The sequence below is a fragment of the Subdoligranulum sp. DSM 23681 genome (genome assembly GCF_057005535.1).
Genome location: NZ_CM168050.1, coordinates 2,272,465 through 2,299,375 on the forward strand (window position 1 = coordinate 2,272,465; position 26,911 = coordinate 2,299,375).

Below are 26,911 nucleotides of genomic sequence, written 5' to 3' on the forward strand. Positions count from 1 at the left end.
TTACAAAGGGGGATTGTACCGCCTTGCTATTTTATAGGTATGGAAAAAGGCGAATTTGGGCAAAAAGACAAAAAGAACCGGAAAAAGAAGTTGAATTTGAACAAGTTCGGGTATTGACAAAACCTTAACAACATGCAAAAATAAAGGTATCAGCGCGGAGACCAGAAAAGCCCGCCTGACTGTATGCACCCAGCCACCGCGACCCGGCCCGGCGCCCCTTGAAAACGCCGATCATGCACCGTATGACAGACCGTAACGGGACGGGTGCTATATTTGCGCCCCAAGCTGTTAGAATTTTAACAGTGGCGGCGGCAAACCAACAGGAGAAGAAGGCCCGAATCAATGACAACAGCCATGTATCCCGGCAGCTTCGACCCGGTCACCCGCGGTCATCTGGACATCATCAAGCGCGCGTCCCGCATGTTTGACAAGCTCATCGTGGCGGTGCTGAACAACAGCGCCAAGACGCCGCTTTTCACGGTGGAACAGCGGGTGGAAATGCTCCGGGAATGCTGCAAGGACATCCCCAATGTGGAGATCGCCAGCTTTGACGGCCTGACCGTCAACTTTGCCAAGGCCCAGGGAGCCACCGTCATGGTGCGGGGCCTGCGCGCCGTCACCGACTTTGAAAACGAGATGCAGCTGGCCCACACCAACCACGCCCTGCAGCCCGGGATCGAAACGGTGTTTCTGGCCACCTCCATCAAGTGGAGCTACCTGTCCAGCACCATCGTGAAGGAGGCTGCCCACTACCGGCAGGATGTGTCCCAGTTCGTCACCCCCAATGTGGAAGCCGCCCTGCAGGCCAAACAGCGCTGCGGCGACGTGTAGTTCCATTTTTCCAACGTCCGTTTCCGCCCTCCGGGGCGGTTGGAATAGAACCCCGAAACAGGCTATCCATCGAATTTCAATCTAATTTCAGGAGGCTGCTTACTTATGAAAAAGATCGTTATCGCATCCGCCTGCCGTACTGCCATCGGCAAGTTCGGCGGCACCCTGTCCAACGTTCCCGCCGCTGAGCTGGGCTCCATCGTCATCAAGGAAGCCATCGCCCGCGCCGGCATCACCGCTGAGCAGGTCGATCATGTGTACATGGGCTGCGTCATCCAGGCCGGTCTGGGCCAGAACGTCGCCCGTCAGGCCTCTCTGAAAGCCGGCCTGCCCGTCACCACCCCGGCCGTCACCGTCAACGTGGTCTGCGGCTCCGGTCTGAACTGCGTCAACATGGCGGCCCAGATGATCGAGGCCGGCGACGCGGACATCGTCGTCGCGGGCGGCACCGAGAACATGGATATGGCTCCCTTCGCCATGATGAAGGGCCGTTACGGCTACCGCATGGGCTATCCCATGGGCAAGAGCGAACTGGTTGACACCATGGTCAACGACGCTCTGTGGGATGCGTTCAACAACTACCACATGGGCATCACCGCCGAGAACGTGGCCGAGCAGTGGGGCCTGACCCGTGAGCAGCTGGATGAGTTCGCTTACAACAGCCAGGTCAAGGCCGACGCCGCCATCAAGTCCGGCGCCTTCAAGGATGAGATCGTCCCCGTCACCATCAAGACCAAGAAGTCCGAGATCGTCTTCGACACCGATGAAGGCCCCCGCCTGAGCCCGATGGAAGTGCTGGGCAAGCTGAAGCCCGCCTTCAAGAAGGACGGCATCGTCACCGCCGGCAACTCCTCCGCCATCAACGACGGCGCTGCCGCTCTGGTCATCATGAGCGAAGACAAGGCCAAGGAACTGGGCATCACCCCCATGGCTACCTGGGTCGGCGGCGCTCTGGGCGGCGTTGATCCCTCCATCATGGGCGTCGGCCCCATCGCCGCCACCCGCAAGGTCATGGCCAAGACCGGCCTGACCGTTTCCGATATGGACCTCATCGAAGCCAACGAGGCTTTCGCTGCGCAGAGTCTGGCCGTTGCTCATGACCTGGAATTCGACATGGACAAGGTCAACGTCAACGGCGGCGCCATCGCTCTGGGCCATCCCGTCGGCGCTTCCGGTGCCCGTATCCTGGTCACCCTGCTGTACGCCATGAAGCATCGCGGCGCTCACAAGGGTCTGGCTACCCTGTGCATCGGCGGCGGCATGGGCTGCGCCACCATCGTCGAGATGTAATTCGCGAACGGAGGAACATCCACTATGTCTTTTGTGAATACGGAAGTCCAGGGCGCTGTGGCCGTGGTCACCATCGACCGTCCCAAAGCCCTGAACGCCCTGAACCCCGAAGTCCTGGCCGACCTGAAGGCCGCCTTTGAGGGCATCGATCAGAACACCGTGCGCTGCGTCGTGCTGACCGGCGCCGGCGACAAGAGCTTCGTGGCGGGCGCGGACATCGGTTCCATGTCCACCATGACCAAGGCGGAAGGCGAGGCCTTCGGCAAGCTGGGCAACGACATCTTCCTGATGATCGAGCACTTCCCGCTGCCCGTCATCGCGGCGGTCAACGGTTTCGCTCTGGGCGGCGGCAATGAGCTGGCCATGAGCTGCGACATCCGCATCTGCTCCGACAACGCCGTCTTCGGCCAGCCCGAAGTGGGCCTGGGCATCACCCCCGGCTTCGGCGGCACCCAGCGTCTGGCCCGCCTGGTGGGCATGGGCATGGCCAAGCAGATGGTCTACTCCGCTCTGAACATCAAGGCGGACGAAGCCCTGCGCATTGGTCTGGTCAATGCGGTGTACCCGCAGTCCGAACTGATGGAGAACGTCATGAAGCTGGCCACCAAGATCGCCAAGAACGCTCCCATCGCGGTGCGCAACTGCAAGAAGGCCATCAATGACGGCATCTCCCTGCCCATCGACAAGGCCGTGGAAGTGGAAGAGAAGCTCTTCGGCGACTGCTTCGAGACCCACGACCAGGTGGAGGGCATGGGCTGCTTCCTGAGCAAGGAAAAGCCGAAACCCAAACCGGTTTTCACCAACAACTGATTTACTTATAAAACATTATTCAGGAGGGTTACTACTATGAAGGTAGGCGTTATCGGCGCTGGCACCATGGGCCAGGGCATCGCAAAGGCTTTCGCTCAGTGCGAAGGCTACACCGTCGCGCTGTGCGACATCAAGCAGGAATGGGCCGAGGGCGGCAAGGACAAGATCGCCAAGGGCTATGCCAAGCTGGTTGCCAAGGGCAAGCTGGACCAGGCTGAAGTGGACCGCCGTCTGGCTGCCATCACCGCTGGCCTGAAGGAAGACCTGTGCGCGGACTGCGACCTGATCGTGGAAGCCGCTTTCGAAGATATGAAGGTCAAGCAGACCACCTTCGGCGAGCTGGACAAGATCTGCAAGCCGGAATGCGTCTTCGCTTCCAACACATCCTCCCTGTCCATCACCGAGATCGGCAAGGGCCTGTCCCGTCCTCTGGTGGGTATGCACTTCTTCAACCCCGCTGACCGCATGAAGCTCATCGAGGTCATCGCCGGTGTGAACACCCCCGCCGAGACCGTGGAGACCATCAAGAAGATCAGCGTGGAGATCGGCAAGACCCCCGTTCAGGTCAACGAGGCTGCTGGCTTCGTGGTCAACCGCATCCTGATCCCCATGATCAATGAGGCTGCCTTTATCAAGATGGAAGGTGTTTCCGACATCGCCGGCATCGACACCGCCATGAAGCTGGGCGCCAACCATCCCATGGGCCCCCTGGAACTGGGCGACTTCGTCGGTCTGGATATCTGCCTGGCCATCATGGACGTCCTGTACAAGGAGACCGGCGACAGCAAGTACCGTGCCTGCCCGCTGATCCGCAAGATGGTCCGCGGCGGCAACCTGGGCTGCAAGACCGGCAAGGGCTTCTATGTCTACAACGCTGACCGCACCAAGACCCCGGTCGACGCCCTGTAAACAGTAAGACGAGTTTCTCCCGCCCCCCAGACGGCGGCGGGGGAATTTCGTTTGCATAAGGAGGATTATCGCTATGGATTTCACCCTGTCCAAACAGCAGCAGATGGTACAGAAAATGTACAAGGAGTTTGCCGAAAACGAGGTCAAACCCCTGGCCAAGAAGGTCGATGCTGAAGAGTATTTCCCCATCGAGACTGTCCAGAAGATGGCCAAGCTCGGCATGATGGGCATTTATTTCCCCAAAGAATACGGCGGCGCCGGCGGCGACGTGCTGTCCTACGTCATGGCTGTTGAGGAAATGAGCAAGGTCTGCGGCACCACCGGTGTCATCATCTCCGCTCACACTTCTCTGTGCGCTGCTCCCATCTACGAGAACGGCACCCCCGAGCAGAAGGCCAAGTACCTGCCCAAGCTGTGCAGCGGCGAATGGATCGGCGCTTTCGGCCTGACCGAACCCGGCGCCGGCACCGACGCCCAGGGCCAGCAGACCTTCGCTGTGGATGAAGGCGATCACTGGAAGCTCAACGGCTCCAAGATCTTCATCACCAACGCCGGCTACGCCAACGTCTTCATCATCATCGCCGTCACCGGCTTTGTCACCGACAAGCGCGGCCGCAAGCAGAAGGAAATTTCCGCCTTCATCGTCGAGCGCACCGACCCCGGCTTCAAGGTCGGCAAGCCCGAAGACAAGATGGGCATCCGCGGTTCTTCCACCTGCGAACTGATCATGGAAGACTGCATCATCCCCAAGGATCGTCTGCTGGGCGTCAAGGGCAAGGGCTTCCAGCTGGCCATGGCCACCCTGGACGGCGGCCGTATCGGCATCGCTGCCCAGGCTCTGGGCATCGCCGAGGGCGCCATTGACGAGACCGTTGCTTACGTCAAGGAACGCAAGCAGTTCGGCCGCTCCATCTCCGCCTTCCAGAACACCCAGTTCGAGCTGGCCGAGATGAAGGCCCGCGTGGAAGCCGCCAAGTACCTGGTGTACGCCGCTGCTCTGAAGAAGCAGGCCATCATGAACGGCGCCAAGGGCCGCTACAGCGTGGAGGCCGCCGAGGCCAAGCTGATCGCCGCCCGCACCGCCAGCGACGTGACCCGCCGCTGCCTGCAGCTGTTCGGCGGTTACGGCTACACCCGTGACTACCCCATCGAGCGGATGATGCGCGACGCCAAGATCACCGAAATTTACGAAGGCACCAGCGAAGTCCAGATGATGGTCATCTCCGGCGCGATGCTGAAGTAAGGAGGGCGCAGTACAATGAAAGCTATCGTTTGTGTAAAACAGGTCCCTGATACGCAGGGCAAAGTCGCCGTCAAGGCGGACGGCACCATGGACCGTGCGGCCATGGCCACCATCACCAACCCCGACGACCTGAACGCCGTGGAGGCTGCTCTGCAGCTGAAGGAACAGACCGGCTGCGAAGTCGTCGTCGTCACCATGGGCCCGCCGCCGGCCGAAGGCATGCTGCGTGAGCTGATCGCCCGCGGCGCCGACCGCGGCGTGCTGGTGTCCGGCCGTGAATTCGGCGGTTCCGACACCTTCGCTACCTCCCAGATCCTGGCCGCTGCCGTCAACAAGATCGGCGTCGGCCCCGACGACATCGTCTTCTGCGGCCGTCAGGCCATCGACGGCGATACCGCCCAGGTCGGCCCCCAGATCGCCGAAAAGCTGCATCTGCCCCAGGTCACCTATGTCACCGAGATCAAGAAGGACGGCAACAGCCTGACCGTCAAGCGTCAGCTGGAAGACGGCTACATGGAACTGAAGGTTCAGACTCCCTGCCTGTTGACCTGCATCAAGGAACTGAACACTCCCCGCTACATGAGCGTGTCCGGCATCTTCGAGTGCTTCGACAAGCCCATCGAGGTGTATGACTACAACGCTCTGAAGGACGATCCCCTCATCGAGACCGACACCATCGGCCTGAAGGGCTCTCCCACGAACGTCTACAAGTCCTTTGCTCCCCCGGTCAAGGGCGCCGGCATGATGGTCGAAAGCGCCAGCCAGCTGGTTGGTCTGCTGAACGACAAGCACCTGATTTGAGGAAGGAGAGTACTACAATGGCAGAATTCAATGCTATGGACACCGCCGCCTTCAAGGGCGTTTGGGTCTTCTGCGAACAGCGCGAAGGCCAGATGCAGACCATCAGCTATCAGCTGCTCAGCGAAGGCCGCAAGCTGGCCAATGACCTGGGCGTGGAGCTGTGCGGTGTTGTGATGGGCAGCGAGCTCAACGAAGATTACATCAAGGCTCTGGGCGGCTACGGCGCCGACCGCGTCTACTACGCCGACAGCCCTCTGCTGAAGGACTACACCACCGACGGCTATGCCAAGGTCCTGTGCGACCTGGTCATGGAGAAGAAGCCGGAAATCGTGCTCATCGGCGCCACTAACCTGGGCCGTGACCTGGGCCCCCGCTGCGCCGCCCGCCTGCACACCGGCCTGACCGCCGACTGCACCCATCTGGATGTGGATGTGGAGAAGTACAAGGAATTCCTGCGCACCACCTCCAACATCGATGTGGACAACACCAAGTTCGAAGAGAACACCAACCTGAAGATGACCCGTCCCGCCTTCGGCGGCCACCTGATGGCCACCATCATCTGCCCGCGTTTCCGCCCGCAGATGTCCACCGTGCGTCCCGGCGTCATGCAGACCCAGCCCTACGATGAGGCCGGTGCTGCCAAGGTTGTGGTGGAGAAGTTCACTCCCAACCTGACCGCCGAGGATATCCATGTGGAGATCCTGGACATCAAGAAGAGCGCCAAGAAGCTGGTTGACCTGATCGGTGCCGACGTGGTCGTCTCCGTGGGCCGCGGCATCAGCTCCGACGTGGACAAGGGCATCGCCCTGGCCGAGGAACTGGCCGGTGTTCTGGGCGGCGTCGTGGGCGCTTCCCGTGCCGTCACCGATGCCGGCTGGCTGTCTGCCGACCACCAGGTCGGTCAGACCGGCAAGACCGTCCATCCCCGCATCTATGTGGCTCTGGGCATCTCCGGCGCCATCCAGCATGTGGCCGGTATGCAGGACTCCGACACCATCATCGCCGTCAACAAGAACGAGAGCGCTCCCATCTTCGAAGTGGCTTCCTACGGCATCGTGGGCGACCTGTTCAAGGTTGTTCCCGAACTGATCAAGGAGATCCGCGCCGCCAAGAGCGCTGAATAATCCGGCTTCGGGCCCGTCGGCCTGAACCAGCCTCCGCAACACAAAACCGCCCTGCCGGGTACGCCGGCAGGGCGGTTTTTGCTTGCAGATTTAAAAATGGGGGAGAGGCAATCCCATCAGCCCGCCACCGGGTTGTTCATCTCCTCCTGGGAGGGGACCATGGCGTCATCGGCGGCCACGTCTGCGGACTTGTCGTAGGTGAACTCCACGCCCAGGGCATCGGGCACAGCGGCAAACAGGGCATCGATGTCGGTGAGCTCGGAATCGGTCATCACAAAGAGCACCTTGTCGTCAAAGGTGGCCACCCGCATCTTGTCCGCCATGACGCAGACCCACCGGGCCGGGTCCATCTTGTCCAGCATGGCGTCGGCAACGGTCTGGGCGTCGGCGGCATCCTTCACCCGCAGCAGCACCAGGGTATAGGCCTGACTGCCGGTCATGGACTCGCTCTTCACCCCGGCGTCCACCAGGGCGGCCTCCTCGGCGCTCAGGCCGGTGTTGTAGGTCAGCCAGGTTTCATCCTTCAGGTCAATGGCGGTGGTCTGCATCATCATCAGTTCCACCGGATAGGCTTCGTAGATGCTGTCCACCATGGCGGACAGCTCGCTGTCCGGTTCCGCCACTTCGGCCACGCCCATATCGTCGGAAACACCGTCCTCGGCGGTGGAGGTCTCCGGGGTAGCCGTGGGAGCCGGGGTGGCCGTGGTGGACTGGGAGGAAGCGCCGCAGGCGGCCAGAGAGAGGGCGGCAGCCATGGCCAGCGCCAGCAGAGAGGTCTTGGTCATCAGATTGCGTTTCATGTGTTTGTTCCTTTCCTGTTAAAAAAATAATTCGGGCAGGGTTACCGGTCGGTGAGCAGTTCTTCCGGGGCAAAAACCGCGTCCCAGGGGTCCCGGGGCAGCTCCTCGGCCAGCAGGGCGGCGGGACAGACCAGCAGCCGCCTGCCTTTATACTGTGCCAAAAAACGGTCATAATACCCGCCGCCCCGTCCCAGGCGCACCCCCTGCCGGTCCGCTGCCAGACAGGGGACCAGGGCCAGCGTGTCCGGAGGCAGGGCAGCCGGGTCCAGCACCGGGCCGGAAACCGGTTCCCGGATGCCGTAGGCCGCCGGCCGCAGGTCGTCCAGGCTGTCCAGTGCCACCCACTCCATCCGGCCTTCGCCCAGCACCCGGGGCACGGCCAGCACCTTGCCTTCGGCCAGAGCCCGGTCCAGGGCAGGGGAGATGTCCGGCTCGGTGGGCAGGGGCACAAAGCACAGGATGGTCCCGGCCTGCTGCCATTCCGCCCGCACAAACAGCCGGTCGCACATCCGCTGCCCCATGCGGCGCAGTTCTTCTTTGGTCTGTGCCCGCCAGATGCGTCGGGCGGCAGCCCGGGCTTCGGTTTTGGTCATGAATGCTGCCTCCTGTTTTCGGGTTGGGTACGCCCATCATCATACCATGCCCGCCCGTATCCATCAAGACGGAATTCCTGTGAAAATGTTACACCTTGCCCGCTTTGTCTTGCGTGTGGGGGTAAAAAAGAGTACAATAGGAACGTAAAATCGAATCAGTGTGCCGATTTATGGAGAATCGGTATCGGAAGGAGTCATATATACCATGGGCAAATTCAATTTTATCCAGACCGAGATCCCCGGCGTTGTCGTCATCGAACCCACCGTCTTCGGGGATGACCGGGGCTACTTCATGGAGACCTACCAGATCGACGATTTCGTCGCCGCCGGCATCGACAAGCCCTTCGTCCAGGACAACCAGAGCCGCTCCACCAAGGGTGTGCTGCGGGGCCTGCACTTCCAGAAGAACCACACCCAGGGCAAGCTGGTCCGGGTGACCATGGGCGAAGTGTACGACGTGGCCGTGGACTGCCGCCCCAACTCCGCCACCTTCGGCAAGTGGGTGGGCGTGACCCTGTCCGCTGAGAACAAGAAGATGTTCTACATCCCCGAAGGCTTTGCCCACGGCTTCCTGGTGCTGTCCGACGTGGCAGAATTCTGCTACAAGTGCACCGACGTCTACGACCCCACCAGCGAGGGCGGCATCCCCTACGATGACCCCACCGTCAACGTGCAGTGGCCGGACTGCGGCTGTGAGCACAAGACCAGCGCCAAGGACAAGGAGCACACCCCCTTTGCCCAGCAGAAGTTCGAGTACTTTGAGAAATACTGAGATATAAGGTAGGGCGCCAACGTGCAAAGCATCAAAAATTCACTGGCAGGCTTCTGGAAGTACCGCTATCTTCTGCAGAACCTGATCACCCGGGATTTCAAGCTGAAATACCGCCGCAGCGTGCTGGGCGTTGCCTGGAGCATCCTCAACCCGCTGCTGACCTGTCTGGTCATGTTCCTGGTCTTTGATTCCATCATGCGCGGCCTGCGGGGGGAGGGCATCCCCAACTTCGCGGGTTTCCTGATCATCGGCCAGCTGCTGTTCAACTTTTTCCGGGAATCCACCAGCATGGCCATGGAAAGCGTGCTGAAAAACGCCCCCCTGCTGCGCAAGGTCTATATCCCCAAATACATCTTCCCCATGGAGAAGGTGTGTTTCGCCATGGTGAACTGCGCCTTCAGCTTCATCGCCCTGGTCATCGTCTTTGTCATCACCTGGACGCCGGTGACCTTCGCCACCGCCTGGATGGCTCTCTACCCGCTGATCATGCTCTTTTTCTTCAGCCTGGGCATTGGGCTGCTGCTGTCGGCTTTGTATGTCTTTGTGCGGGACATCATGCACATCTGGGAAGTGTTCTGCACCCTGCTTGTGTATGCCAGCGCCATCTTCTATGACCCCGAGACCCTGTCCGGCATCATGCAGAAGCTCATCCACATCAACCCCATGTACTGGTTCATCACCGCCTTCCGCAGCTGTGTGCTGTGGGGCGAGGGCCTGACCCTGAGCATGGTGGTGGTCTGCTTTCTGTGTGCCGCGGTCAGCATGACCGTGGGGGTCATTGTGTTCAAGAAAAACCAGGACAAGTTTGTCCTGTACATGTAAAGGGGGCCGGGAAGATGAACCAGCAACAGCCCATCATTTCGGTGGACCATGTTTCCATGCGTTTCAACCTGGCCAAGGAAAAGCACGAAAGCCTGAAGGAATACTTCGTGGCCCTGATGCACGGCGGCGTCCGGTTTGACGAATTCTTTGCCCTGTCCGACGTGAGCCTGGACATCATGCCCGGGGACTTCTACGGCCTCATCGGCCTGAACGGCAGCGGCAAGTCCACCCTGCTCAAGATCATCTCCGGCGTGTACAAACCCAGTGCCGGCAAGGTCACGGTGCGGGGCACCATCGCCCCCCTCATCGAGCTGGGCGCCGGGTTCGATATGGACCTTACCGCCCGGGAGAACATCTACCTCAACGGCACCGTCCTGGGCTACACCCCCAAGTACATCGACAGCAAGTTCGAGGACATTGTGGAATTCAGCGAACTGCGGGAATTCCTGGACGTGCCCTTGAAGAACTATTCCTCCGGTATGGTGGCCCGCCTTGCCTTTGCGGTGGCCACCATGACCAAGCCGGACATCCTCATCGCCGATGAGATTTTGTCGGTGGGTGACTTCCTGTTCCAGCAGAAGTGCGAAAAGCGGATGGCCGAACTCATGAGCGGCGGCACCACCGTCATTCTGGTCAGCCATTCCATCGAGCAGATCGAGCGGATGTGCAACAAGGTGGCCTGGCTGGACCACGGCCATCTGCGCCGCAACGGCCCCACCGCCGAAGTCACCGCCGAGTACAAACATTTTGAGAAGAAGGACAGCATGAAGGCGGACCACGCCTGATGCCTGCCCGGGAGGGTCCCTATGGCCAAAGAAACTGAAAACCGCCCCGCCGATGTGGCCGCCCAGGACAGTGTGGGGGGCATGGCCAAGCGTCTGCTGAATCCCGCCCATCTTCGGGACCTGGCTCGGCGCAGCGCCGCCACCCTCCGGGAGCAGGGGGCGGAGCAGCTCTGGCGGGACGTGATCTTCCGGGTGGGGCTGGCCTTCCATCACGATTCCTGGCGTCACCGGGCGGATATCCCTCTGCGCCGGGAACTGAAAGCCCAGCGGGCCGCCCGCCTGCAGGGGCCGTTGGTCAGCGTGGTGGTGCCGGTGTACAACACCCCGGAAACTTTCTTCCGCCAGATGGTCAAAAGCGTGCAGCGCCAGACCTATTCCAACTGGCAGCTGGTGCTGGTGGATGCTTCGGATGATGCCCACCCCGTTCCCGGCCGTCTGGCCCAAAAGCTGGCCGAAAAGGACAGCCGGGTGGTCTACCGCAAGGTGGAAAACAGGGGCATTGCCGCCAACACCACCGCCGGCTTTGCCCTGGCCGCCGGGGATTATCTGGCCCTGCTGGACCACGACGACCTGCTGTACCCCAACGCCCTCTTTGAATGTGTGCAGAGCATCCAAACCACCGGGGCGGACCTTGTGTACAGTGACGAGATCGTTCTTTCTGCCGACCTGAAACAGCTGGGCGGCTACCACTTCAAGCCGGACTTTGCCCCCGACTACCTGCGGGGGTGCAACTTCATCACCCATCTGGCGGTGTTTTCCCGCCCGCTGCTGGATGCGGCCGGGGCTGCCGAGTACAAGGAATTCGACGGTGCCCAGGACCATGATCTGCTGCTGCGCCTGACCGAGAAGGCCGCCCGCATCGAGCATATCAAGAAGGTGCTGTATATCTGGCGGGGCCACGCCGGGTCCACCGCTGCGGGCATGGAGGCCAAACCCTATGCCCTGGAGGCGGGGGTGCGGGCCATCGACGCCCAGCTCCAGCGGCTGAACCTGCCCGGTAAGGCGGAACTGGTGCCCGGTGCGCCCGGGGCTTTCCAGGTGCGGTATGAGCTCACCGGCCACCCGCTGGTCTCGGTGCTCATCCCCAACAAGGACCACACCGACGACCTGGAACGCTGCCTGTCCAGCCTGTACCGGAACGCCGGGTATGACAACTTCGAGGTGCTGGTCATCGAGAACAACTCCACCGACCCCGCCACCGAGGAATACTACAAGACCCTGCCCGACCGGTACCAAAACTGCCGGGTGGTGCGGTACCAGGGGCCCTTCAACTTCTCCGCCATCAACAATTTCGGCGCGGAACAGGCCAGGGGCGAGCACCTGCTGCTGCTCAACAACGATATTGAGGTTCTCTCTCTCGATTTCCTGCGGGAGCTGCTCAGCTACAGCCAGCGGGCGGACGTGGGGGCGGTGGGCGCCAAGCTCTATTACCCCGACGACACCATCCAGCACGCCGGGGTCATCATGGGCATCAACGGCTCGGCGGGGCACAGCCACAAGAGCTACCCCCGCAAGGCGGTGGGGGACCTGTACCGTCTGGTCACCACCCAGGACTATATGGCCGTCACCGGCGCCTGCCTCATGACCAAGGCCAGCCTCTACCGGGCGGCGGGCGGCCTGGACGAAGAGAACTTTGCCGTGGCCTACAACGATGTGGACTACTGCCTGAAACTGTGGCAGCAGGGCCTGCTCAACGTCTTTACCCCCCGGGCGGAGGCCTACCACTACGAGAGCAAGAGCCGGGGGCTGGATACCCTTTCGGAGAACGCCCGCCGGTATGAGCGGGAGAAAGCGGCCTTTTACGCCAAGTACAAGGCCTATATTGATAATTACGATCCGTATTATAATCCGCATTTCAACAATCTGTTTGAAAACTTCGGCCTGAAGTGAGGAGCACCGCCATGAATCTGCAAGCCAAGCGCATGAAGGAACTCTTCGGCTACGCCGCCACTCTGACCAAAGAGCAGGGGCCCGTCGTCATGGCGGGTCGGGCCGCGGGCTTTTTCAAGCGGCGGTTTCTGGGCAAGCGGGCCCGGTATCTGCCTTCCTCCAAGGCCTTGGCCGCCCAGCGGGCGGCGGATACCTCCGGCTTTCCGGTCATCAGCATCCTGACCCCCCTGTACAACACCCCCAAACCTTTTCTGGAACAGTTTCTGGACAGCGTACAGAACCAGACCAGCCCCCGCTGGCAGCTCTGCCTGGTGGATGCCTCGGATGAAGCCCACCCGGAGGTAGGCCAGCTGGTGCAGGCCCGGGCGGCCAAGGACCCCCGCATTGTGTATCAGAAAATCGAGAACGGGGGCATTGCGGCCAACACCAACGCCGCCGCCAGACTGGCCACCGGGGAGTATCTGGCCCTGGCTGACCATGATGACATGCTGGCGCCCCACGCCATCTACTGCATGGGCAAAGCCCTGGCCCATACCGAGGCGGACTTTGCATACAGTGACGAAGCCCTCTTCCGCAAGACCCCGGCGGGGGCCCATGTGGCCCATTTCAAGCCGGATTACGCCCCCGAATACCTCATGTCGGTGAATTACATCTGCCATCTGGCGGTGTTCCGCCGCAGCCTGTTCGAGGCAGTGGGCGGGGAGCGCCCCGAATGTGACGGCGCCCAGGACCACGATCTGTTCCTGCGCCTCATCGACGAGATGCAGCGCACCGACCCCAAGGCCAAGCCCCTGCATCTGGCCCAGGTGCTCTATTACTGGCGGGTGCATGCGGCGTCCACCAGCGGCGGCACCGGGGCCAAGCCCTATGTGCTGGCAGCGGCCCGCAAGGCGGTGGCCGACCATCTGGCCGCCACCGGGCGGCAGGGCAGGGTGGAGGACGGTCTCTTCCCCGGTACCTGCCATGTGGTCTGGGACCTGCCCGACCCGGCGCCTCTGGTGTCCATCCTTATCCCCAACAAGGACCACACCGACGACCTGGAAAAGTGCCTGCACAGCCTGTATGCCAAGACCTTCTACGAGAATTTCGAGGTCATCATCATCGAGAACAACTCCACCGACCCCGCCACCACCGCCTATTACAAGACCCTGCCCCAGCGGTACGACCGCTGCCGGGTGGTGGGCTTCAACGGCAGCTTCAACTTCAGCCGCATCAACAATTTCGGCCGCAAGTTCGCCCAGGGCAAGTTCCTGCTCATGCTCAACAATGACATTGAGGTCATCCGGGGGGACTGGCTCACCCAGATGGTGGCCGAAGCCTCCCAGCCCGGGGTGGGTGCCTGTGGTGCCATGCTCTATTATCCCGACGATACCATCCAGCACGCCGGCATCATCACCGGCCTGGGCGGCTACGCCGGACACAGCCACAAATACCACAAGCGGGGCGGCAGCGGCTATATGTTCCGTCTGGCCACCGTGCAGGACTTTTCCGCCGTCACGGCGGCCTGCCTGCTGGTGCGCACCGCGGTGTTTGATGCGGTGGGCGGCATGGATGAGGCCTTCACCGTGGCTTTCAACGACGTGGACTTCTGCCTGCGGGTGCGGGATGCCGGCTGGCGCATCGTCTGGACGCCCTACGCCGAACTCTACCACCACGAGAGCAAATCCCGGGGCTCCGATGAGGAGGACCCGGCCAAGAAGGCCCGTTTCGCCAAGGAGCAGGCCCGCCTGTATGAGGTCCACGGGCGGGACAACATCCTCCGCGACCCCTACTATAACCCCTGCCTGTCCCTGGATTATGAGGACTTCCGGGAAAGCGGCGACCTGCGCCGTCTGAAAAATCCGGACTGAACACAAAAACAACCCGCCCCCGCAAAGCAGCTGCCTTGCGGGGGCGGGTTTTCGCTTTTATGAGATTGCCGTTCAGCGGGCCACGCTGGTGCGCACCAGGGCGCGTTTCAGGCGGGCCTGGGCCATTTCCAGTTCCCGGGCATCCAGCTCCTTGCGGGCCAGGATCTCCTCGGCACGCTGGCGGCTGGCCTCGGCCCGGGCCTTGTCGATCTCCTCAGCCCACTCCCAAGTGGTGGCCACCAGACGGGCGGCACCCTTGGTCACAGCCAGCAGACCGCCGATGCAGGCGGCCCGACGCACCGTGCCGTCCTCCAGGGTCAGACGGGCTTCGCCCATGCCCAGTGCGGTCATATAATCGCAGTGGCGGGCCAGGATGCACACGTCCCCGGCGATGGTGCGGCAGAACAGCCGTTCGGCCTGGCCGTCAAAGATCAGGCCGTCGGGCGTCACGATCTGAATGGGAAAGGTCATCATTCATCACCCTTCTTGGCGCGGGCCACCACATCGTCGATGGTGCCGGCAAAGAGGAAGGCGCTTTCGGGCACGTCGTCGTGCTTGCCTTCCAGAATCTCCTTGAAGCCGCGGATGGTCTCCTTCAGCGGCACATACTGGCCGGGCATGCCGGTGAACTGTTCGGCCACCGTGAAGCTCTGGCTCAGGAAGCGCTGGACCTTGCGGGCGCGGTTGACGGTGAGCTTGTCCTCCTCGCTCAGTTCGTCCATACCCATGATGGCGATGATATCCTGCAGTTCCTTGTAGCGCTGCAGCACCTTCTGGACGCTGCGGGCCACTTCGTAGTGCTCGGTGCCCACCACGTCGGGGGACAGGATGCGGCTGGAAGATTCCAGCGGGTCCACGGCGGGGTAGATGCCCTGGGACGAGATGGCACGGCTCAGAACCGTGGTGGCGTCCAGATGGGCGAAGGTGGTGGCCGGGGCAGGGTCGGTCAGGTCGTCGGCGGGCACATAGACGGCCTGCACACTGGTGATGGAGCCCCGCTTGGTGGAGGTGATGCGCTCCTGCAGGGCGCCCATCTCGGTGGCCAGGGTGGGCTGGTAGCCCACGGCGGAAGGCATACGGCCCAGCAGAGCCGAAACCTCACTGCCGGCCTGGGTAAAGCGGAAGATGTTGTCGATGAACAGCAGCACGTCCTGGTTCTGTACATCGCGGAAATACTCCGCCATGGTCAGGCCGCTCAGGGCCACCCGCATACGGGCTCCCGGGGGCTCGTTCATCTGGCCGTAGACCAGGGCGGTCTTGTTGATAACGCCGCTCTCGCTCATTTCGCCGTACAGGTCGTTGCCCTCACGGGTACGTTCGCCCACGCCGGTAAAGACCGAGTAGCCGCCGTGCTGGGTGGCCACGTTGTTGATCAGTTCCTGGATCAGAACCGTCTTGCCCACGCCGGCGCCGCCGAACAGGCCGATCTTGCCGCCCTTGGCGTAGGGGCAGATCAGGTCCACGACCTTGATGCCGGTTTCCAGGATCTCGGTGGTGGTCTCCTGCTCGTCATAGCTGGGCGGGTCGCGGTGAATGGGCCAGCGCTCCATCCCTTCGGGGGCGGGCTTGTTGTCGATGGCGTCGCCCAGCAGGTTGAACACACGGCCCAGGCAGGCATCGCCCACCGGTACGGTGATGGGGCCGCCGGTGTCCACGGCTTCGGCGCCGCGCACCAGGCCGTCGGTACTGCTCATGGCAATGCAGCGGGCCACATTGTCGCCAATGTGCTGTGCCACCTCCACCACCAGACGCTGGCCGTTGTTGTCCAGCTCAATGGCGTTGCGAAGGTTGGGCAGCTGCCCGTCCGCAAAGCGAATGTCCAGTACCGGCCCGATCACCTGGACCACGGTTCCCACATTTTTATTGGACATGGTAGTCTCTCCTTCATTTAGTATCCCGGCACAAAGCGTTACGCTTCGCCGCCCGCCACGATCTCGGTGATCTCCTGCGTGATCGCGGCCTGACGGGCCCGGTTGTAATGCAGGCTGAGGGTCTCGATCATCTCGCCCGCGTTCTTGCTGGCGGCGTCCATGGCGGTACGCCGTGCACCCATCTCGCTGGCCACGCTCTCGCACAAGGCACCGTACACCAGCCCTGCCAGATATTCCGGCACAATGGCATTGTATACCGATTCGCAGTCCGGCTCATACAGGATGAGCTGGTGCGGACCGGGTTCGGGGCGCTTGGGGGCGTTCAGCGGCAGCAGCCGCAGCACAGCCGGGGTCTGGGTCAGCATGGAAACAAAATTGGTGTACACCACATAGACTTCGTCGTATTCGCCGTCCAAAAATCCCTTGGCCAGCATCCGCGCCATGGTGAAGCAGTGCCCCACCGAAACATCCTCCGCCTCGTGGAACTCCTTGCTCAGGATCTCCACATTCTGGCGCTGGTAGTGTTCCAGGGCCTTTTTGCCCACCGGCAGCACGCAGCAGTCCCGCCCCTGCATGTGGGCGGCGGCCGCCTTGAATACGTTGGCGTTGTAGCCGCCGGCCAGACCGCGGTCACCGGCAATGACCACATAGCAGGTGCGTTTCACCGGCCGGACCACCGTGTAGACCGAGGAAAAATCCGTGTTGCTGGCAGCGATGTCAGCCAGTGTCTGGTGCAGCACCTCAAAGCAGGGGCGGCTTTTTTCCACCCGCAGTTTGGCGTGCCGCAGCTTGGAGGAAGCCACCAGCTCCATGGCCTTGGTGATCTGCATGGTGCTCTCTACGCTTTTGATGCGCAGTTTGATGTCTTTCATGGAACCAGCCATGCGTTTGTCCCTCCTTTACACTCAATGGGACCGCACGAACTGGTCGGTGTACGCCTTCAGGGCGCTGTTCAGGGTCTCCTCGTCGGCGGATTCCAGCTTGCCGGTCTCCCGGATGGAGCGCAGCAGGGCGTCGTTGTTGGTATCCAGATACTCATACAGCCCCTGCTCGTACTCCTTGACCTGCTCGACTTCGATCTCCTGCAGGTACTTGTGGGTGACGGCGTAGATGATGCACACCTGCTTTTCCACCGGCACGGGGGCATTGCGGTCCTGCTTGAGGATCTCCACAATGCGCTGGCCCTGGGCCAGACGGAACTTGGTGTCGTCGTCCAGGTCGCTGCCGAACTGGGCGAAGCTCTGCAGTTCCAGGTACTGGCTGTAGATCAGCTTCAGGGTACCGGAGACCTTTTTCATGGCCTTGATCTGGGCGTTGCCGCCTACACGGGACACCGAGATACCGGGGTTGACCGCGGGCATGACGCCGGAATGGAAGAGTTCGCTTTCCAGGAAGATCTGGCCGTCGGTGATGGAGATGACGTTGGTGGGAATATACGCCGAAACGTCACCGGCCTGGGTCTCGATGATGGGCAGGGCGGTCAGACTGCCGCCGCCCTTTTCCTCGCTCATGCGGGCAGCGCGTTCCAAAAGACGGCTGTGCAGGTAGAAGACGTCGCCGGGGTAGGCTTCGCGTCCCGGCGGACGGCGGATCAGCAGGCTCAGGGCACGGTAAGCCACGGCGTGCTTGGACAGGTCGTCGTAGATGACCAGCACGTCCTTGCCCTTCTGCATGAAGTATTCGCCCATGGCGCAGCCCGCGTACGGTGCGATGTACTGTACGGGGGACAGCTCGCTGGCGGTGGCGCTGACCACGATGGTGTAGTCCATGGCGCCGCCCCGCTCCAGGGTGTTCACCAGCTGGGCCACGGTGCTCTGCTTCTGGCCGATGGCCACATAGATGCAGATGACGCCGGTGCCTTTCTGGTTCAGGATGGTATCGGTGGCAATGACAGTCTTGCCGGTCTGGCGGTCGCCGATGATCAGCTCACGCTGGCCGCGGCCGATGGGGATCATGCTGTCGATGGCCTTGATGCCGGTCTGCAGGGGCACATTGACCGGCTGGCGGTCGATGATGCCCGGGGCCGGACTTTCGATGGGACGGTATTCGGCGGCGTCGATGGGGCCCTTGCCGTCCAGGGGCTGGCCCAGGGCGTTGACGACGCGGCCGATCATGGCTTCGCCCACCGGCACACTGACCACGCGGCCGGTGCGCTTGACGGTGCTGCCTTCGCGCACCCCGTCGTCGCTGCCCAGCATGACGATGGAAACGGTGTTCTCTTCCAGGTTCTGCGCCATGCCGTAGGTGCCGTTTTCAAATTCCACCAGCTCGCCGCTCATGCACTTTTCCAGCCCGCTGGCCCGGGCGATGCCGTCGCCCACCAGGATGACGGTACCGGTTTCGCTCTGCTCGATCTGGGCCTCGTAGTGCTTGATCTGCGATTTGATGATTTTGGTGATTTCTTCGGGTTTCAGTTGCATGCTCTCACTCCCTTACAATACGATGGTCTCCAGATCGTGCCGCAGCCGTTCCAGGCGGCCCTCCACGGTGCCGTCAAAGCGCACGCCGTCCATCTCCAGGCGGATGCCGCCCAGGCAGGCGGGGTCCACCGCCGTGGTAAGGTCCACCTTCTTGCCGGTCAGGCTTTCCAGTTTTTCCTTCAGGCGGACGGTATCCTTGTCCGAAAGGGGCACCGCGCTCACGGCCCGTGCGGGCAGAATGCCCCGGGCTTCATTGAAGCGGGCGGTGAATTCCTTTTCGCAGCTGCTCAGTTGGCGCAAAGTCCCGTTTTCGCACAGGATCTTCAAAAAATTCAGCACATACGGTTCGACCCGGCCGCGCAGCGCCTCATCCAACAGGGCGCAGCGCTCGGTCTTGGGGATACTGGGGGTGCACAGCAGCTTTTCATAGTCGGGATTTTCCCGCAGAAGTGTCACCACTTCCCGCAGTTGGCCGCGCGCTGCTTCCTCGCACCCGTCTTCGGCGGTCAGTTCATACAGCGCGCCGCCGTACATCTTGCCCACGTCGGTCATGATGCGTCACCCACATTCCTGATGAACTCGTCGATCAGGTCCTGATGGACCTTGGGGTCGATCTCGCGCTCCACCACCTTGGACGCAATGTCCATGGCAATGCCGCCGATCTCGTCCTTGACCTCGTTGATGGCCTTCTTGCGCTGCTGGGCAATGTCGGCGTCCGCCTTGGTCTTGATGCTGGCGGCGTCGGCCTGTGCCTGACGCACGATCTCCTCGCCGCGCAGCTGGGCGGTGCGGGTGGCAGACTGCACCAGCTGGGCAGCCTCCTCCTTGGCCTCGGCCAGACGCTGCTCATAATCGGTGCGCATGGCTTCGGCCTCGGTGCGGGCCTTCTCGGCATCCGCAATCTGGGCGTCGGCCATCTGCTGGCGCTGGGCCAGCACCTTTTGCACCGGCTTGAACAAAAACTTCTTGATCAGCCACATCTGGATCAGCAGGTTGCAGATGGCCGCGACAAAGTTCCAGGGTACGATGGTTACCAGTTGCTGAAACATCTGTTCGTCAAGCCTCCTTGCTCTGTTTGTTGGTCATGGCGCATCAGCCCAGCAGGTTCATGAACATGCCGGGGGCCACGAAGATCAGCAGCAGGCCGGTGACGAAGCCGTAAATACCGGTGGTTTCGGCAATGGCGCAGCCCAGCAGCATGGTGCTGGTCACGTCGCCCTTGCATTCGGGCTGGCGGCCGATGGCCTGGCAGGCGGCGGCAACGGCGTTGCCTTCGCCGATACCGGGGCCGATACCGGCGATCAGGGCGCAGCCGGCACCGATGGCGCAGCCGGCGAGGGTGATGCCTTTAGCCAAAATTTCGAAATCCATAACAAGTACCTCCAAAAATAATGTTTGATGTCAGAGATGGGGGCAGGCTCATTCCTCGCCCGCCGCGTTGGCGATATACAGGGTGGTCAGCATACAGAAGATGAAGGCCTGCATAAAGCCGGAGAACCAGTCGAAGTACAGCCCGGTGAAGGCCGGGATGCCCACCGACAGGAAGGGGATCTGGCTGAGCAGGTCGCCCACGGCGCCGGGAATCAGGCCGAAGAGGGCGTGGCTGGCCAGAGAGAGGGCTGCGTACAGCAGCGCGCTGATGACCGTGCCGGACAAGATGTTGCCGAAGTGACGGCAGGCCATGCTGATGGGGGTGGCAATCTCGGACAGGATATTGAAAGGGGTGAGCACAAAGATGGGCTCGGTAAAGCCTTTCAGGTATCCGCCCAGACCGCCGGAACGGATCTTGGCGCGGGTGATCAGGATAAACACCATCACCGCCCAGGCCGCTTCCACCGAAAGGTCCGCCGTGGGGCTCCACAGACCCACCAGGCTGAGCAGGTTGCTGACCAGACTGGTGGAGAACAGGGCCGCCACGAAGGGGATGAAGGAATCAAAGCGAACGCCCATGTTGCCGCGGACAAAGTTGGTGGCCAGGTTGACCAGGTACTCTGCCGCGGCCTGCCGTTTGGAGATGTTGGTCACCTTCAGGTCGTGGGTCAGCCAGATGCACAGCCCGGTGATGAGGAGCATGACGATCCAGCTGCTGACGATGGTGGCCGAGATGGGAATACCGGGGCCGATGGGGATGGTGTAGATCGGTGCGCCGTTGATGGTCACATCCATGTGATTAAGTTTCACCTCCCTTGTTCTGGGATGGTTTGCGCCGCAGCGCATACATGACAAAGATGGTCACCTGGGGGAACAGCAGCGGAATGGCTGCCGCCACCCAGTTGAATGCCGGGATCAGGAACATGGCAATCAGAAAAAGGCCAAGGCCCAGCTTGCGGTACAGCTCCGAGGTGCGCATGAGGCTGCGCCCGCGGGCCTCATCGGCACCGGCCGCCATCTTCTGCAGGGTCAGTGCCAGACCGAAAAAGTTCAGCCACGCGGCACAGGCTCCCAGCACCGCGCTCAGCGGCACTTTCCAGCTGAACCCGAAGGGAGCACCCAGGGCCCAAGCCAGCGCCCAGCCGGCGACCAGCACCACGGTACCCACCGCGCAGCCTGTTCCGATGTGGACCAGTTCCTTTTTTACATCCGGCTGCAGTTGCATCGCATTACACTCCTTTCCGGACGGCATCAGAGATGATCGTTGAATCCAACCGGCTTGTCCGGCTGGCGCTTTTCGGCCTTGCGGCGTTCGGTCAGGTAAAACCGGCGGGCGGTGGCCCCGGCGGTGCCCAGCCCCAGCACAAAAGCCGGAAACATCACCCACATGGGCGCGCCCAGAGCATTGACCAGCCATGCGCCGCCGCCCACAAACAAAAGCAGCGGCACGACCAGCGAAATCCCAAGCTGGGTGAACCACACCAGCCCGTTCAGCAGTTGCGCCAAATCTTTCAAATCCGGTCGGCGCTCCTTTCCGCGGTATGCCGCTCTGATGCAAACAAATCCTGTCAACAGTATACCAAAAAAAACTGGCAAGCTCAACAGAAAAATAAGAAAAAATATCGACTTGGAGCCGTAATACTGCCGGTTTTTCGCTGTAAGATTTTGGGAATACTGCCATCTGGAAAAGCCTGGGTGCAGGGTGTATATTGAAAGCAGGAATGTTGTGTGTAATGCCGGGGCTGCACCCGGCAGCGGAGGTGGCGACATGAAAAGTAAGATGGTGGCAGCCGGCGCGGTTCTGGCGGTGGCCCTGACCCTGGGCGCCTGCGGCGGACACCCCGGCGCCGAGACCATGGAAGCCCCCGGCTATCCCTGGACCACCACCCGGGAAGAGCTGACCGCTTCCCTCACCGAACAGGGGCTGCCCTATACCGAGGAGGAAAACAAGATCAAGGTGGAGCAGGCGGAATTCTTTGATCTGCCGGTGTACAACCTGACCTTCGACTACAACACCCCCACCGGCGAGCTGCAGGGGGTGCTGTGGAACCTGGACGCCGGTGACAAGGAGGCCATGGAGAAAAAGCTCACCGCCTACCTGGGCGACCCGGTGGACAGCTGCCGTCCCGCCACCTTTGACACCATTTCGGAGGCATTGTCGGTACATCTGGCCAGTGATTATGTTTCGGAAGATCTGATCTGCTGGCATTCTGCCCAGCCCTTGTCCCAGACCTGGGACGAGGAACAGCGCACCCGCTTCCAGGAAGGCTATGTGGCCCGACAGGCGGAAAACGGGGTGGCCTTTGTGGACCAGCCGGCGGACACCATCACCCTGAACGGGGAGGAGACCACCCAATGGTACGGGCAGGAGGCCATGGATGCCTGGTTTGAGAACAACTGGGATGTGACCGTCTGGCTGACCAGGGCGGACGAGGATACCTGGGTGGTCAGTTTCGGCAAGGTGGTCTCGCCCTTCTGAGCCCTGCAATCCTTATGAACAAGAAAAAGCCGCGGAGGCTCCGAAAATTTGGGAGCCTCCGCGGCTTTTCTGTATGGGGATAGGGAATCAGGCCGGTTCGTCGGCAAAGTTGCCGGTGTACAGGCGGTAATACATGCCCTTCTTGGCAATAAGTTCGTCGTGGGTGCCGCGCTCGATGATGCGTCCCTGGTCCATGACCATGATGCAGTCGGCGCTGCGCACGGTGGACAGACGGTGGGCGATGACAAAGGTGGTGCGCCCGTACATCAGGGCGTCCATACCGTCCTGCACCAGCTTTTCGGTGCGGGTGTCGATGGAGGAGGTGGCCTCATCCAGGATCAGCACCGGCGGGTCGGCCACGGCCGCCCGGGCAATGGCCAGCAGCTGCCGCTGGCCCTGGCTCAGGTTGGCGCCGTCGCCGGTGAGCATGGTGTTGTAGCCGTCGGGCAGGCGGCGGATAAAGCCGTCGGCGTTGGCCAGCCGTGCAGCGGCGATGCACTCCTCGTCGCTGGCGTCCAGGCGGCCGTACCGGATGTTGTCCATGACAGTGCCGGTGAACAGGTGGGTGTCCTGCAGCACGATGCCCAGGCTGCGCCGCAGATCGGGCTTCTTGATCTTGTTGATGTTGATGCCGTCGTAGCGGATCTTGCCGTCGGCAATGTCGTAGAAGCGGTTGATCAGGTTGGTGATGGTGGTCTTGCCGGCACCGGTGGCGCCCACAAAGGCGATCTTCTGGCCCGGTTTGGCCCACAGGCTGATGTTGTGCAGCACCAGCTTGTTCTCATCGTAGCCGAAGTCCACGTCGTCCAGGACCACAGCGCCTTCCAGCTTGGTGTAGGTCACGGTGCCGTCGGCCTTGTGGGGATGCTTCCAGGCCCAGGTGTTGGTCCGTTCCTTTTGCTCGGTCAGGCTGCCGTCGGCTTCCTCCCGGGCGTTGACCAGTTCCACATAGCCTTCGTCCTTTTCGGGGGTCTCGTCCATCAGGTCAAAGACACGCTGGGCGCCGGCCGCCGCGTTGACCACAAAGTTCAGCTGGGTGCTGATCTGAGTGATGGGCTGGGTAAAGCTCTTGTTCAGCCCCACAAAGGTGATGACGGTGCCCAGGGTGACTCCGGCCATGCCGTTGATGCCCAGGATGGCGCCCACCACGGCCACCACGGCGTAGCTCAGCCAGCCGATGTTGCCGTTGACGGGCATGAGCAGGTTGGCGTAGCGGTTGGCCTTGTCGGCGCTGTCCCGCAGGGCTTCGTTCACCCGGTGGAAGTCCGCCTTGGCAGCTTCCTCGTGGCAGAAGACCTTGACCACCTTCTGGCCGTCCAGCATCTCCTCAATGAAGCCGTCCACAATGCCCAGGTTCTTCTGCTGTTCCACATAGTACCGGCCGGACAGGCGGGAGAAGTTCTTGGCCACCGCGGCCATGATGATGGCGGTGAGGATGGAAATGACGCTCAGCGCAGGGTTGAGCATGAGCATGGTCACCAGAGTGACCACCATGGTCAGGCCGGAGTTGATGACCTGGGGGATGCTCTGGCTCATGAGCTGGCGCAGGGTGTCAATATCGTTGGTGTACACCGACATGATGTCGCCGTGGGCGTGGGTATCGAAGTATTTGATGGGCAGGGATTCCATCTTGCCGAACAGGTCGTCACGCAGACGGCGCAGGGTGCCCTGGCAGATGGTGACCATGATGCGGTTGTAGGCAAAGGAACCCACCACGCCGATGGACAGCAAGGCGATCAGGCCCAGCAGGGCGTGGGCCAGCTGGCTGAAATCCTGGCTGCCGCCGGCCAGCATGGGGGTGATGTAATCATCCACCAGGGTCTGGGGAAAGGTGGCCCCGGCCACGGTGGCGGTGGAGGAAATCAGGATGCAGGCCACCACGGCCAGGAACGGCCATTTGTAGGTGTGCATCATGTACCCCAGCACACGCTTGAGCACGCCCAGAGAGGCGCCGCGGGATGCTTTTTGATTCATGGTTTCAACTCTCCTTTCAGGCCGGCTGGTCAAAGTCGCCGCCGCCCTTGACCTGGGATTCGTAGATCTCCCGGTAGATGGCGTTGGTCTTGAGCAGGTTTTCGTGGGTGTCGAAGCCGTTGATGCGGCCGTTGTCCAGCACCAGGATGCGGTCGGCGTTCTCCACGCTGGAAATACGCTGGGCAATGATGATCTTGGTGGTGCCGGGGATCTCCTTGGCAAAGGCGGCCCGGATCTTGGCGTCGGTGGCGGTGTCCACGGCGCTGGTGGAGTCGTCCAGAATCAGCACCTTGGGTTTCTTCAGCAGGGCGCGGGCAATGCACAGCCGCTGCTTCTGGCCGCCGGACACGTTGGCGCCGCCCCGCTCGATGCGGGTGTGGTACCCATCAGGGAAGCGGTCGATGAACTCATCGGCGCAGGCGGCATGGCAGGCTGCCTTGCACTCTTCCTCGGTGGCATCGGGGTTGCCCCAGCGCAGGTTGTCCAGGATGGTGCCGGAGAACAGGGTGTTCTTCTGCAGTACCACCGAGACCTCGTTTCGCAGGGTCTCCATATCATACTTGCGCACGTCCACGCCGCCTACCTTGACGGTGCCCTTGTCGGTATCGTACAGCCGGCAGATCAGGTTGACCAGGCTGCTCTTGCCCGAACCGGTGCCGCCGATAACGCCGATGGTCTCGCCGGAACGGATGTGCAGGTCAATGTCGGACAGGGCGTTCTTGCCGCTGCCGTGCTTGTAGGAAAAGTCCACATGGTCGAAGTCGATGCTGCCGTCGGCCACCTTGTACACAGGGCTTTCGGGCTCGGCCAGGTCGGGGGTCTCGTTGAGCACCTCGCTGATACGGCGGATGCTGGCCATGGACATGGTGATCATGACCACCACCATGGAAAGCATCATCAGGCTCATCATCAGGCTCATGACGTAGCTGAACAGGCTGGTCAGCTCGCCGGCGCTCATGCTGCCGCTCACGATGAAGTGGGCGCCCAGCCAGGACACCATGATGATGCAGAAATAGACGGCCAGCATCATGGCCGGGTTGTTGAAGGCCAGCAGGCCCTCGGCCTTGACAAACAGGCGGTACAGGTTCTGGGACGCCTTGGCAAACTTCTTGTCCTCGTAATCCTCCCGCACAAAGGCCTTGACCACCCGGATGGCGGACACGTTCTCCTGCACGCTGGCGTTCAGGTCATCGTACTTGCTGAACACCTCGGTGAAGATGCGCATGGTCACCACCATGATGACGCCCAGCACCACGGCCAGGAACAGCACCGCCAGCAGGAAGGTCAGGCTCAGCTTGGGGCTGATGATCAGGCACATGATGTAGCTGAACACCAGCATCAGGGGGGAGCGCACCGCCACCCGGATGAGCATCATGTAGGCGTTCTGTACGTTGGTGATATCGGTGGTCATGCGGGTGACCAGGCCGGGAACGCTGAACTTGTCGATGTTGGAAAAAGAAAATGTCTGGATGTTGTTGTACACGGCCTCCCGCAGGTTGGCTGTCAGGCCGGAAGATGCGCTGGCCGCAAACTTGCCGCCCAGCGCACCGAAGGCCAGACTGCAGAAGGACATGACCACCATCAGAGCGCCGTACCGGTAGACGGTAGGCAGGCTGGCTGCCTCCAGGCCCTCGTCAATGATGAGGGCGGTGATGAAGGGCAGCAGGATCTCCATGATCACTTCCAGGGTGGTCATGGCAATGCAGAGCCAGGTATCCCGCCGGTAGCGGCCCAGCTGACGCAATACTGTTTTCACGATTCAGATGCCTCCTTGTTGTGTTTCTGTTCCGATAATGCTGCCAGATTCTGCAGCATTTTCTTTTGCAGGCGATCCAGGCTCTCCAGCTCTTCGGGGGAAAAGCAGTCGCACAGCCTGTCCTGGGCGTTGTCGATGGCCCGGTCCAGATAGGCCCGCATTTCCTCTCCCTGCAGGGTGCCGAACAGCAGCTTGCGGCGGTCGTCCCCGTCGCAGGGTTCCACCCGCACATAGCCTTTCTTTCGCAGCCGTTTGAGCATGCCGGACAGCGCCGCCATGGAATACCCGAATTCCCGATGAATGGCCGTCAGGGAAGTGCCCTCTTCGGAATGGCGCAGGATGTAGCGCAGCATGTTGGCCTGCATGGCGGTCAGGTCCTGTTCGGCCATGGAACTGTTGGCCATCTGCTCGATCTGGATGCTGATGCGCCGGTTGTCCCGGATCAGTTCTTCCCGGTTCACGGCTGCCATGGTCTCACCTCTTTGCGGATTGTTTGAAGCTGAACAATTTAGCTCCGTAC

28 protein-coding genes are annotated in these 26,911 nt (G+C 61.6%); 13 read left to right on the forward strand and 15 right to left on the reverse strand.

Annotated features, from left to right (window positions below; genetic code table 11):
* Positions 1–342 precede the first annotated feature (342 nt).
* The 7 genes from coaD (at position 343) to acrA (ending at position 7,008) form a co-directional block, all read left to right on the forward strand.
* Positions 343–831 (forward strand): pantetheine-phosphate adenylyltransferase, encoded by a 489-nt coding sequence (gene coaD / locus AC127K_RS10445; RefSeq protein ID WP_294540278.1) that lies wholly within the window; start codon positions 343–345, stop codon positions 829–831.
* Between the two features lie 105 nt (positions 832–936).
* The gene (locus AC127K_RS10450; RefSeq protein WP_483720547.1) at positions 937–2,121 is read left to right on the forward strand and encodes an acetyl-CoA C-acetyltransferase; all 1,185 of its coding nucleotides are present in this window, start codon (positions 937–939) and stop codon (positions 2,119–2,121) included.
* A 24-nt stretch (positions 2,122–2,145) separates the two neighbouring features.
* Complete coding sequence (locus tag AC127K_RS10455; protein ID WP_483720548.1) at positions 2,146–2,931, forward strand: enoyl-CoA hydratase-related protein; 786 nt, start codon at positions 2,146–2,148, stop codon at positions 2,929–2,931.
* Between the two features lie 36 nt (positions 2,932–2,967).
* Positions 2,968–3,840: a 3-hydroxyacyl-CoA dehydrogenase family protein gene (locus tag AC127K_RS10460; protein ID WP_294540285.1), complete on the forward strand. Its 873-nt coding sequence runs from the start codon at positions 2,968–2,970 to the stop codon at positions 3,838–3,840.
* Positions 3,841–3,913: 73 nt separating this feature from the next.
* The gene (locus AC127K_RS10465) at positions 3,914–5,083 is read left to right on the forward strand and encodes an acyl-CoA dehydrogenase family protein (RefSeq protein WP_483720549.1); all 1,170 of its coding nucleotides are present in this window, start codon (positions 3,914–3,916) and stop codon (positions 5,081–5,083) included.
* A 15-nt stretch (positions 5,084–5,098) separates the two neighbouring features.
* The gene (gene acrB / locus AC127K_RS10470; RefSeq protein WP_204647247.1) at positions 5,099–5,884 is read left to right on the forward strand and encodes an acryloyl-CoA reductase electron transfer subunit gamma; all 786 of its coding nucleotides are present in this window, start codon (positions 5,099–5,101) and stop codon (positions 5,882–5,884) included.
* A 17-nt stretch (positions 5,885–5,901) separates the two neighbouring features.
* Positions 5,902–7,008, forward strand: a complete 1,107-nt coding sequence (gene acrA, locus AC127K_RS10475) for an acryloyl-CoA reductase electron transfer subunit beta (RefSeq protein ID WP_483720550.1) — start codon at positions 5,902–5,904, stop codon at positions 7,006–7,008.
* A gap of 116 nt (positions 7,009–7,124) precedes the next feature.
* Here acrA and AC127K_RS10480 read toward each other — a convergent pair whose 3' ends face one another.
* Together AC127K_RS10480 and AC127K_RS10485 are read right to left on the reverse strand one after the other, a co-directional pair.
* The gene (locus tag AC127K_RS10480) at positions 7,125–7,808 is read right to left on the reverse strand and encodes a hypothetical protein (protein WP_483720551.1); all 684 of its coding nucleotides are present in this window, start codon (positions 7,806–7,808) and stop codon (positions 7,125–7,127) included.
* A 41-nt stretch (positions 7,809–7,849) separates the two neighbouring features.
* On the reverse strand, positions 7,850–8,401 hold the full coding sequence (locus AC127K_RS10485) for a 5-formyltetrahydrofolate cyclo-ligase (RefSeq protein WP_483720552.1): 552 nt from the start codon (positions 8,399–8,401) through the stop codon (positions 7,850–7,852).
* Between the two features lie 205 nt (positions 8,402–8,606).
* Between AC127K_RS10485 and rfbC the strand changes: the two genes are divergently transcribed.
* Genes rfbC through AC127K_RS10510 form a run of 5 tightly spaced genes read left to right on the forward strand, consistent with a single transcriptional unit; the run spans position 8,607 to position 14,520 of the window.
* Positions 8,607–9,173: a dTDP-4-dehydrorhamnose 3,5-epimerase gene (rfbC, locus tag AC127K_RS10490; RefSeq protein ID WP_294542869.1), complete on the forward strand. Its 567-nt coding sequence runs from the start codon at positions 8,607–8,609 to the stop codon at positions 9,171–9,173.
* Positions 9,174–9,194: 21 nt separating this feature from the next.
* Entirely contained in the window at positions 9,195–9,995 is an 801-nt protein-coding gene (locus AC127K_RS10495) for an ABC transporter permease (RefSeq protein ID WP_294542870.1), read from the forward strand.
* A gap of 14 nt (positions 9,996–10,009) precedes the next feature.
* Complete coding sequence (locus AC127K_RS10500; RefSeq protein WP_294542872.1) at positions 10,010–10,780, forward strand: ABC transporter ATP-binding protein; 771 nt, start codon at positions 10,010–10,012, stop codon at positions 10,778–10,780.
* A gap of 21 nt (positions 10,781–10,801) precedes the next feature.
* Positions 10,802–12,670, forward strand: a complete 1,869-nt coding sequence (locus AC127K_RS10505) for a glycosyltransferase family 2 protein (protein ID WP_483720553.1) — start codon at positions 10,802–10,804, stop codon at positions 12,668–12,670.
* A gap of 11 nt (positions 12,671–12,681) precedes the next feature.
* Positions 12,682–14,520, forward strand: a complete 1,839-nt coding sequence (locus AC127K_RS10510) for a glycosyltransferase family 2 protein (protein WP_483720554.1) — start codon at positions 12,682–12,684, stop codon at positions 14,518–14,520.
* Between the two features lie 72 nt (positions 14,521–14,592).
* Here AC127K_RS10510 and atpC read toward each other — a convergent pair whose 3' ends face one another.
* Genes atpC through AC127K_RS10560 form a run of 10 tightly spaced genes read right to left on the reverse strand, consistent with a single transcriptional unit; the run spans position 14,593 to position 21,697 of the window.
* Positions 14,593–14,994, reverse strand: coding sequence for an ATP synthase F1 subunit epsilon (atpC, locus tag AC127K_RS10515; RefSeq protein WP_294542648.1), 402 nt, complete (start codon positions 14,992–14,994; stop codon positions 14,593–14,595).
* Complete coding sequence (gene atpD / locus AC127K_RS10520) at positions 14,991–16,391, reverse strand: F0F1 ATP synthase subunit beta (RefSeq protein WP_294542647.1); 1,401 nt, start codon at positions 16,389–16,391, stop codon at positions 14,991–14,993. The genes atpC and atpD overlap by 4 nt, the downstream gene beginning before the upstream one ends.
* 38 nt (positions 16,392–16,429) lie before the next feature.
* Positions 16,430–17,275 carry an ATP synthase F1 subunit gamma gene (atpG, locus tag AC127K_RS10525; protein ID WP_294542646.1) on the reverse strand — a complete coding sequence of 282 codons (846 nt, stop codon included), beginning with the start codon at positions 17,273–17,275 and terminating at the stop codon, positions 16,430–16,432.
* A gap of 21 nt (positions 17,276–17,296) precedes the next feature.
* Complete coding sequence (atpA, locus tag AC127K_RS10530) at positions 17,297–18,811, reverse strand: F0F1 ATP synthase subunit alpha (RefSeq protein WP_483720555.1); 1,515 nt, start codon at positions 18,809–18,811, stop codon at positions 17,297–17,299.
* Positions 18,812–18,823: 12 nt separating this feature from the next.
* On the reverse strand, positions 18,824–19,363 hold the full coding sequence (gene atpH / locus AC127K_RS10535; protein WP_294542890.1) for an ATP synthase F1 subunit delta: 540 nt from the start codon (positions 19,361–19,363) through the stop codon (positions 18,824–18,826).
* Positions 19,360–19,860 (reverse strand): F0F1 ATP synthase subunit B, encoded by a 501-nt coding sequence (atpF, locus tag AC127K_RS10540; RefSeq protein ID WP_294542889.1) that lies wholly within the window; start codon positions 19,858–19,860, stop codon positions 19,360–19,362. Before atpF ends, atpH begins: the two co-directional genes overlap by 4 nt.
* Before the next feature lie 43 nt (positions 19,861–19,903).
* Entirely contained in the window at positions 19,904–20,182 is a 279-nt protein-coding gene (gene atpE / locus AC127K_RS10545; RefSeq protein WP_204647263.1) for an ATP synthase F0 subunit C, read from the reverse strand.
* Between the two features lie 48 nt (positions 20,183–20,230).
* A complete protein-coding gene (locus AC127K_RS10550; protein WP_483720557.1) occupies positions 20,231–20,977 on the reverse strand; it encodes a F0F1 ATP synthase subunit A in 747 nt (248 codons plus the stop codon).
* 4 nt (positions 20,978–20,981) lie between these two features.
* A complete protein-coding gene (locus AC127K_RS10555; protein WP_483720558.1) occupies positions 20,982–21,407 on the reverse strand; it encodes a hypothetical protein in 426 nt (141 codons plus the stop codon).
* 26 nt (positions 21,408–21,433) lie between these two features.
* Complete coding sequence (locus AC127K_RS10560) at positions 21,434–21,697, reverse strand: AtpZ/AtpI family protein (RefSeq protein WP_483720559.1); 264 nt, start codon at positions 21,695–21,697, stop codon at positions 21,434–21,436.
* A gap of 253 nt (positions 21,698–21,950) precedes the next feature.
* On the opposite strand from AC127K_RS10560, the gene AC127K_RS10565 reads away from it, so the two are divergent.
* Positions 21,951–22,661 (forward strand): hypothetical protein, encoded by a 711-nt coding sequence (locus AC127K_RS10565; RefSeq protein ID WP_483720560.1) that lies wholly within the window; start codon positions 21,951–21,953, stop codon positions 22,659–22,661.
* A gap of 87 nt (positions 22,662–22,748) precedes the next feature.
* On the opposite strand, the gene AC127K_RS10570 is transcribed toward AC127K_RS10565, so the two are convergent.
* Genes AC127K_RS10570 through AC127K_RS10580 form a run of 3 tightly spaced genes read right to left on the reverse strand, consistent with a single transcriptional unit; the run spans position 22,749 to position 26,861 of the window.
* Positions 22,749–24,635 carry an ABC transporter ATP-binding protein gene (locus AC127K_RS10570; protein WP_483720561.1) on the reverse strand — a complete coding sequence of 629 codons (1,887 nt, stop codon included), beginning with the start codon at positions 24,633–24,635 and terminating at the stop codon, positions 22,749–22,751.
* 16 nt (positions 24,636–24,651) lie between these two features.
* Complete coding sequence (locus tag AC127K_RS10575; RefSeq protein ID WP_483720562.1) at positions 24,652–26,391, reverse strand: ABC transporter ATP-binding protein; 1,740 nt, start codon at positions 26,389–26,391, stop codon at positions 24,652–24,654.
* Positions 26,388–26,861 (reverse strand): MarR family winged helix-turn-helix transcriptional regulator, encoded by a 474-nt coding sequence (locus tag AC127K_RS10580; RefSeq protein ID WP_483720563.1) that lies wholly within the window; start codon positions 26,859–26,861, stop codon positions 26,388–26,390. Before AC127K_RS10580 ends, AC127K_RS10575 begins: the two co-directional genes overlap by 4 nt.
* Positions 26,862–26,911 lie beyond the last annotated feature (50 nt).

Excerpts from the sequence above, each read along its gene's own strand:
- coaD (WP_294540278.1), top strand. The coding sequence starts at position 343 with ATGACAACAGCCATGTATCCCGGCAGCTTCGACCCGGTCACCCGCGGT.
- AC127K_RS10450 (WP_483720547.1), top strand. The coding sequence starts at position 937 with ATGAAAAAGATCGTTATCGCATCCGCCTGCCGTACTGCCATCGGCAAG.
- AC127K_RS10455 (WP_483720548.1), top strand. The coding sequence starts at position 2,146 with ATGTCTTTTGTGAATACGGAAGTCCAGGGCGCTGTGGCCGTGGTCACC.
- AC127K_RS10460 (WP_294540285.1), top strand. The coding sequence starts at position 2,968 with ATGAAGGTAGGCGTTATCGGCGCTGGCACCATGGGCCAGGGCATCGCA.
- AC127K_RS10465 (WP_483720549.1), top strand. The coding sequence starts at position 3,914 with ATGGATTTCACCCTGTCCAAACAGCAGCAGATGGTACAGAAAATGTAC.
- acrB (WP_204647247.1), top strand. The coding sequence starts at position 5,099 with ATGAAAGCTATCGTTTGTGTAAAACAGGTCCCTGATACGCAGGGCAAA.
- acrA (WP_483720550.1), top strand. The coding sequence starts at position 5,902 with ATGGCAGAATTCAATGCTATGGACACCGCCGCCTTCAAGGGCGTTTGG.
- AC127K_RS10480 (WP_483720551.1), bottom strand. The coding sequence starts at position 7,808 with ATGAAACGCAATCTGATGACCAAGACCTCTCTGCTGGCGCTGGCCATG.
- AC127K_RS10485 (WP_483720552.1), bottom strand. The coding sequence starts at position 8,401 with ATGACCAAAACCGAAGCCCGGGCTGCCGCCCGACGCATCTGGCGGGCA.
- rfbC (WP_294542869.1), top strand. The coding sequence starts at position 8,607 with ATGGGCAAATTCAATTTTATCCAGACCGAGATCCCCGGCGTTGTCGTC.
- AC127K_RS10500 (WP_294542872.1), top strand. The coding sequence starts at position 10,010 with ATGAACCAGCAACAGCCCATCATTTCGGTGGACCATGTTTCCATGCGT.
- AC127K_RS10505 (WP_483720553.1), top strand. The coding sequence starts at position 10,802 with ATGGCCAAAGAAACTGAAAACCGCCCCGCCGATGTGGCCGCCCAGGAC.
- AC127K_RS10510 (WP_483720554.1), top strand. The coding sequence starts at position 12,682 with ATGAATCTGCAAGCCAAGCGCATGAAGGAACTCTTCGGCTACGCCGCC.
- atpC (WP_294542648.1), bottom strand. The coding sequence starts at position 14,994 with ATGATGACCTTTCCCATTCAGATCGTGACGCCCGACGGCCTGATCTTT.
- atpD (WP_294542647.1), bottom strand. The coding sequence starts at position 16,391 with ATGTCCAATAAAAATGTGGGAACCGTGGTCCAGGTGATCGGGCCGGTA.
- atpG (WP_294542646.1), bottom strand. The coding sequence starts at position 17,275 with ATGGCTGGTTCCATGAAAGACATCAAACTGCGCATCAAAAGCGTAGAG.
- atpA (WP_483720555.1), bottom strand. The coding sequence starts at position 18,811 with ATGCAACTGAAACCCGAAGAAATCACCAAAATCATCAAATCGCAGATC.
- atpH (WP_294542890.1), bottom strand. The coding sequence starts at position 19,363 with ATGACCGACGTGGGCAAGATGTACGGCGGCGCGCTGTATGAACTGACC.
- atpF (WP_294542889.1), bottom strand. The coding sequence starts at position 19,860 with ATGTTTCAGCAACTGGTAACCATCGTACCCTGGAACTTTGTCGCGGCC.
- atpE (WP_204647263.1), bottom strand. The coding sequence starts at position 20,182 with ATGGATTTCGAAATTTTGGCTAAAGGCATCACCCTCGCCGGCTGCGCC.
- AC127K_RS10550 (WP_483720557.1), bottom strand. The coding sequence starts at position 20,977 with ATGGATGTGACCATCAACGGCGCACCGATCTACACCATCCCCATCGGC.
- AC127K_RS10555 (WP_483720558.1), bottom strand. The coding sequence starts at position 21,407 with ATGCAACTGCAGCCGGATGTAAAAAAGGAACTGGTCCACATCGGAACA.
- AC127K_RS10565 (WP_483720560.1), top strand. The coding sequence starts at position 21,951 with ATGAAAAGTAAGATGGTGGCAGCCGGCGCGGTTCTGGCGGTGGCCCTG.
- AC127K_RS10570 (WP_483720561.1), bottom strand. The coding sequence starts at position 24,635 with ATGAATCAAAAAGCATCCCGCGGCGCCTCTCTGGGCGTGCTCAAGCGT.
- AC127K_RS10580 (WP_483720563.1), bottom strand. The coding sequence starts at position 26,861 with ATGGCAGCCGTGAACCGGGAAGAACTGATCCGGGACAACCGGCGCATC.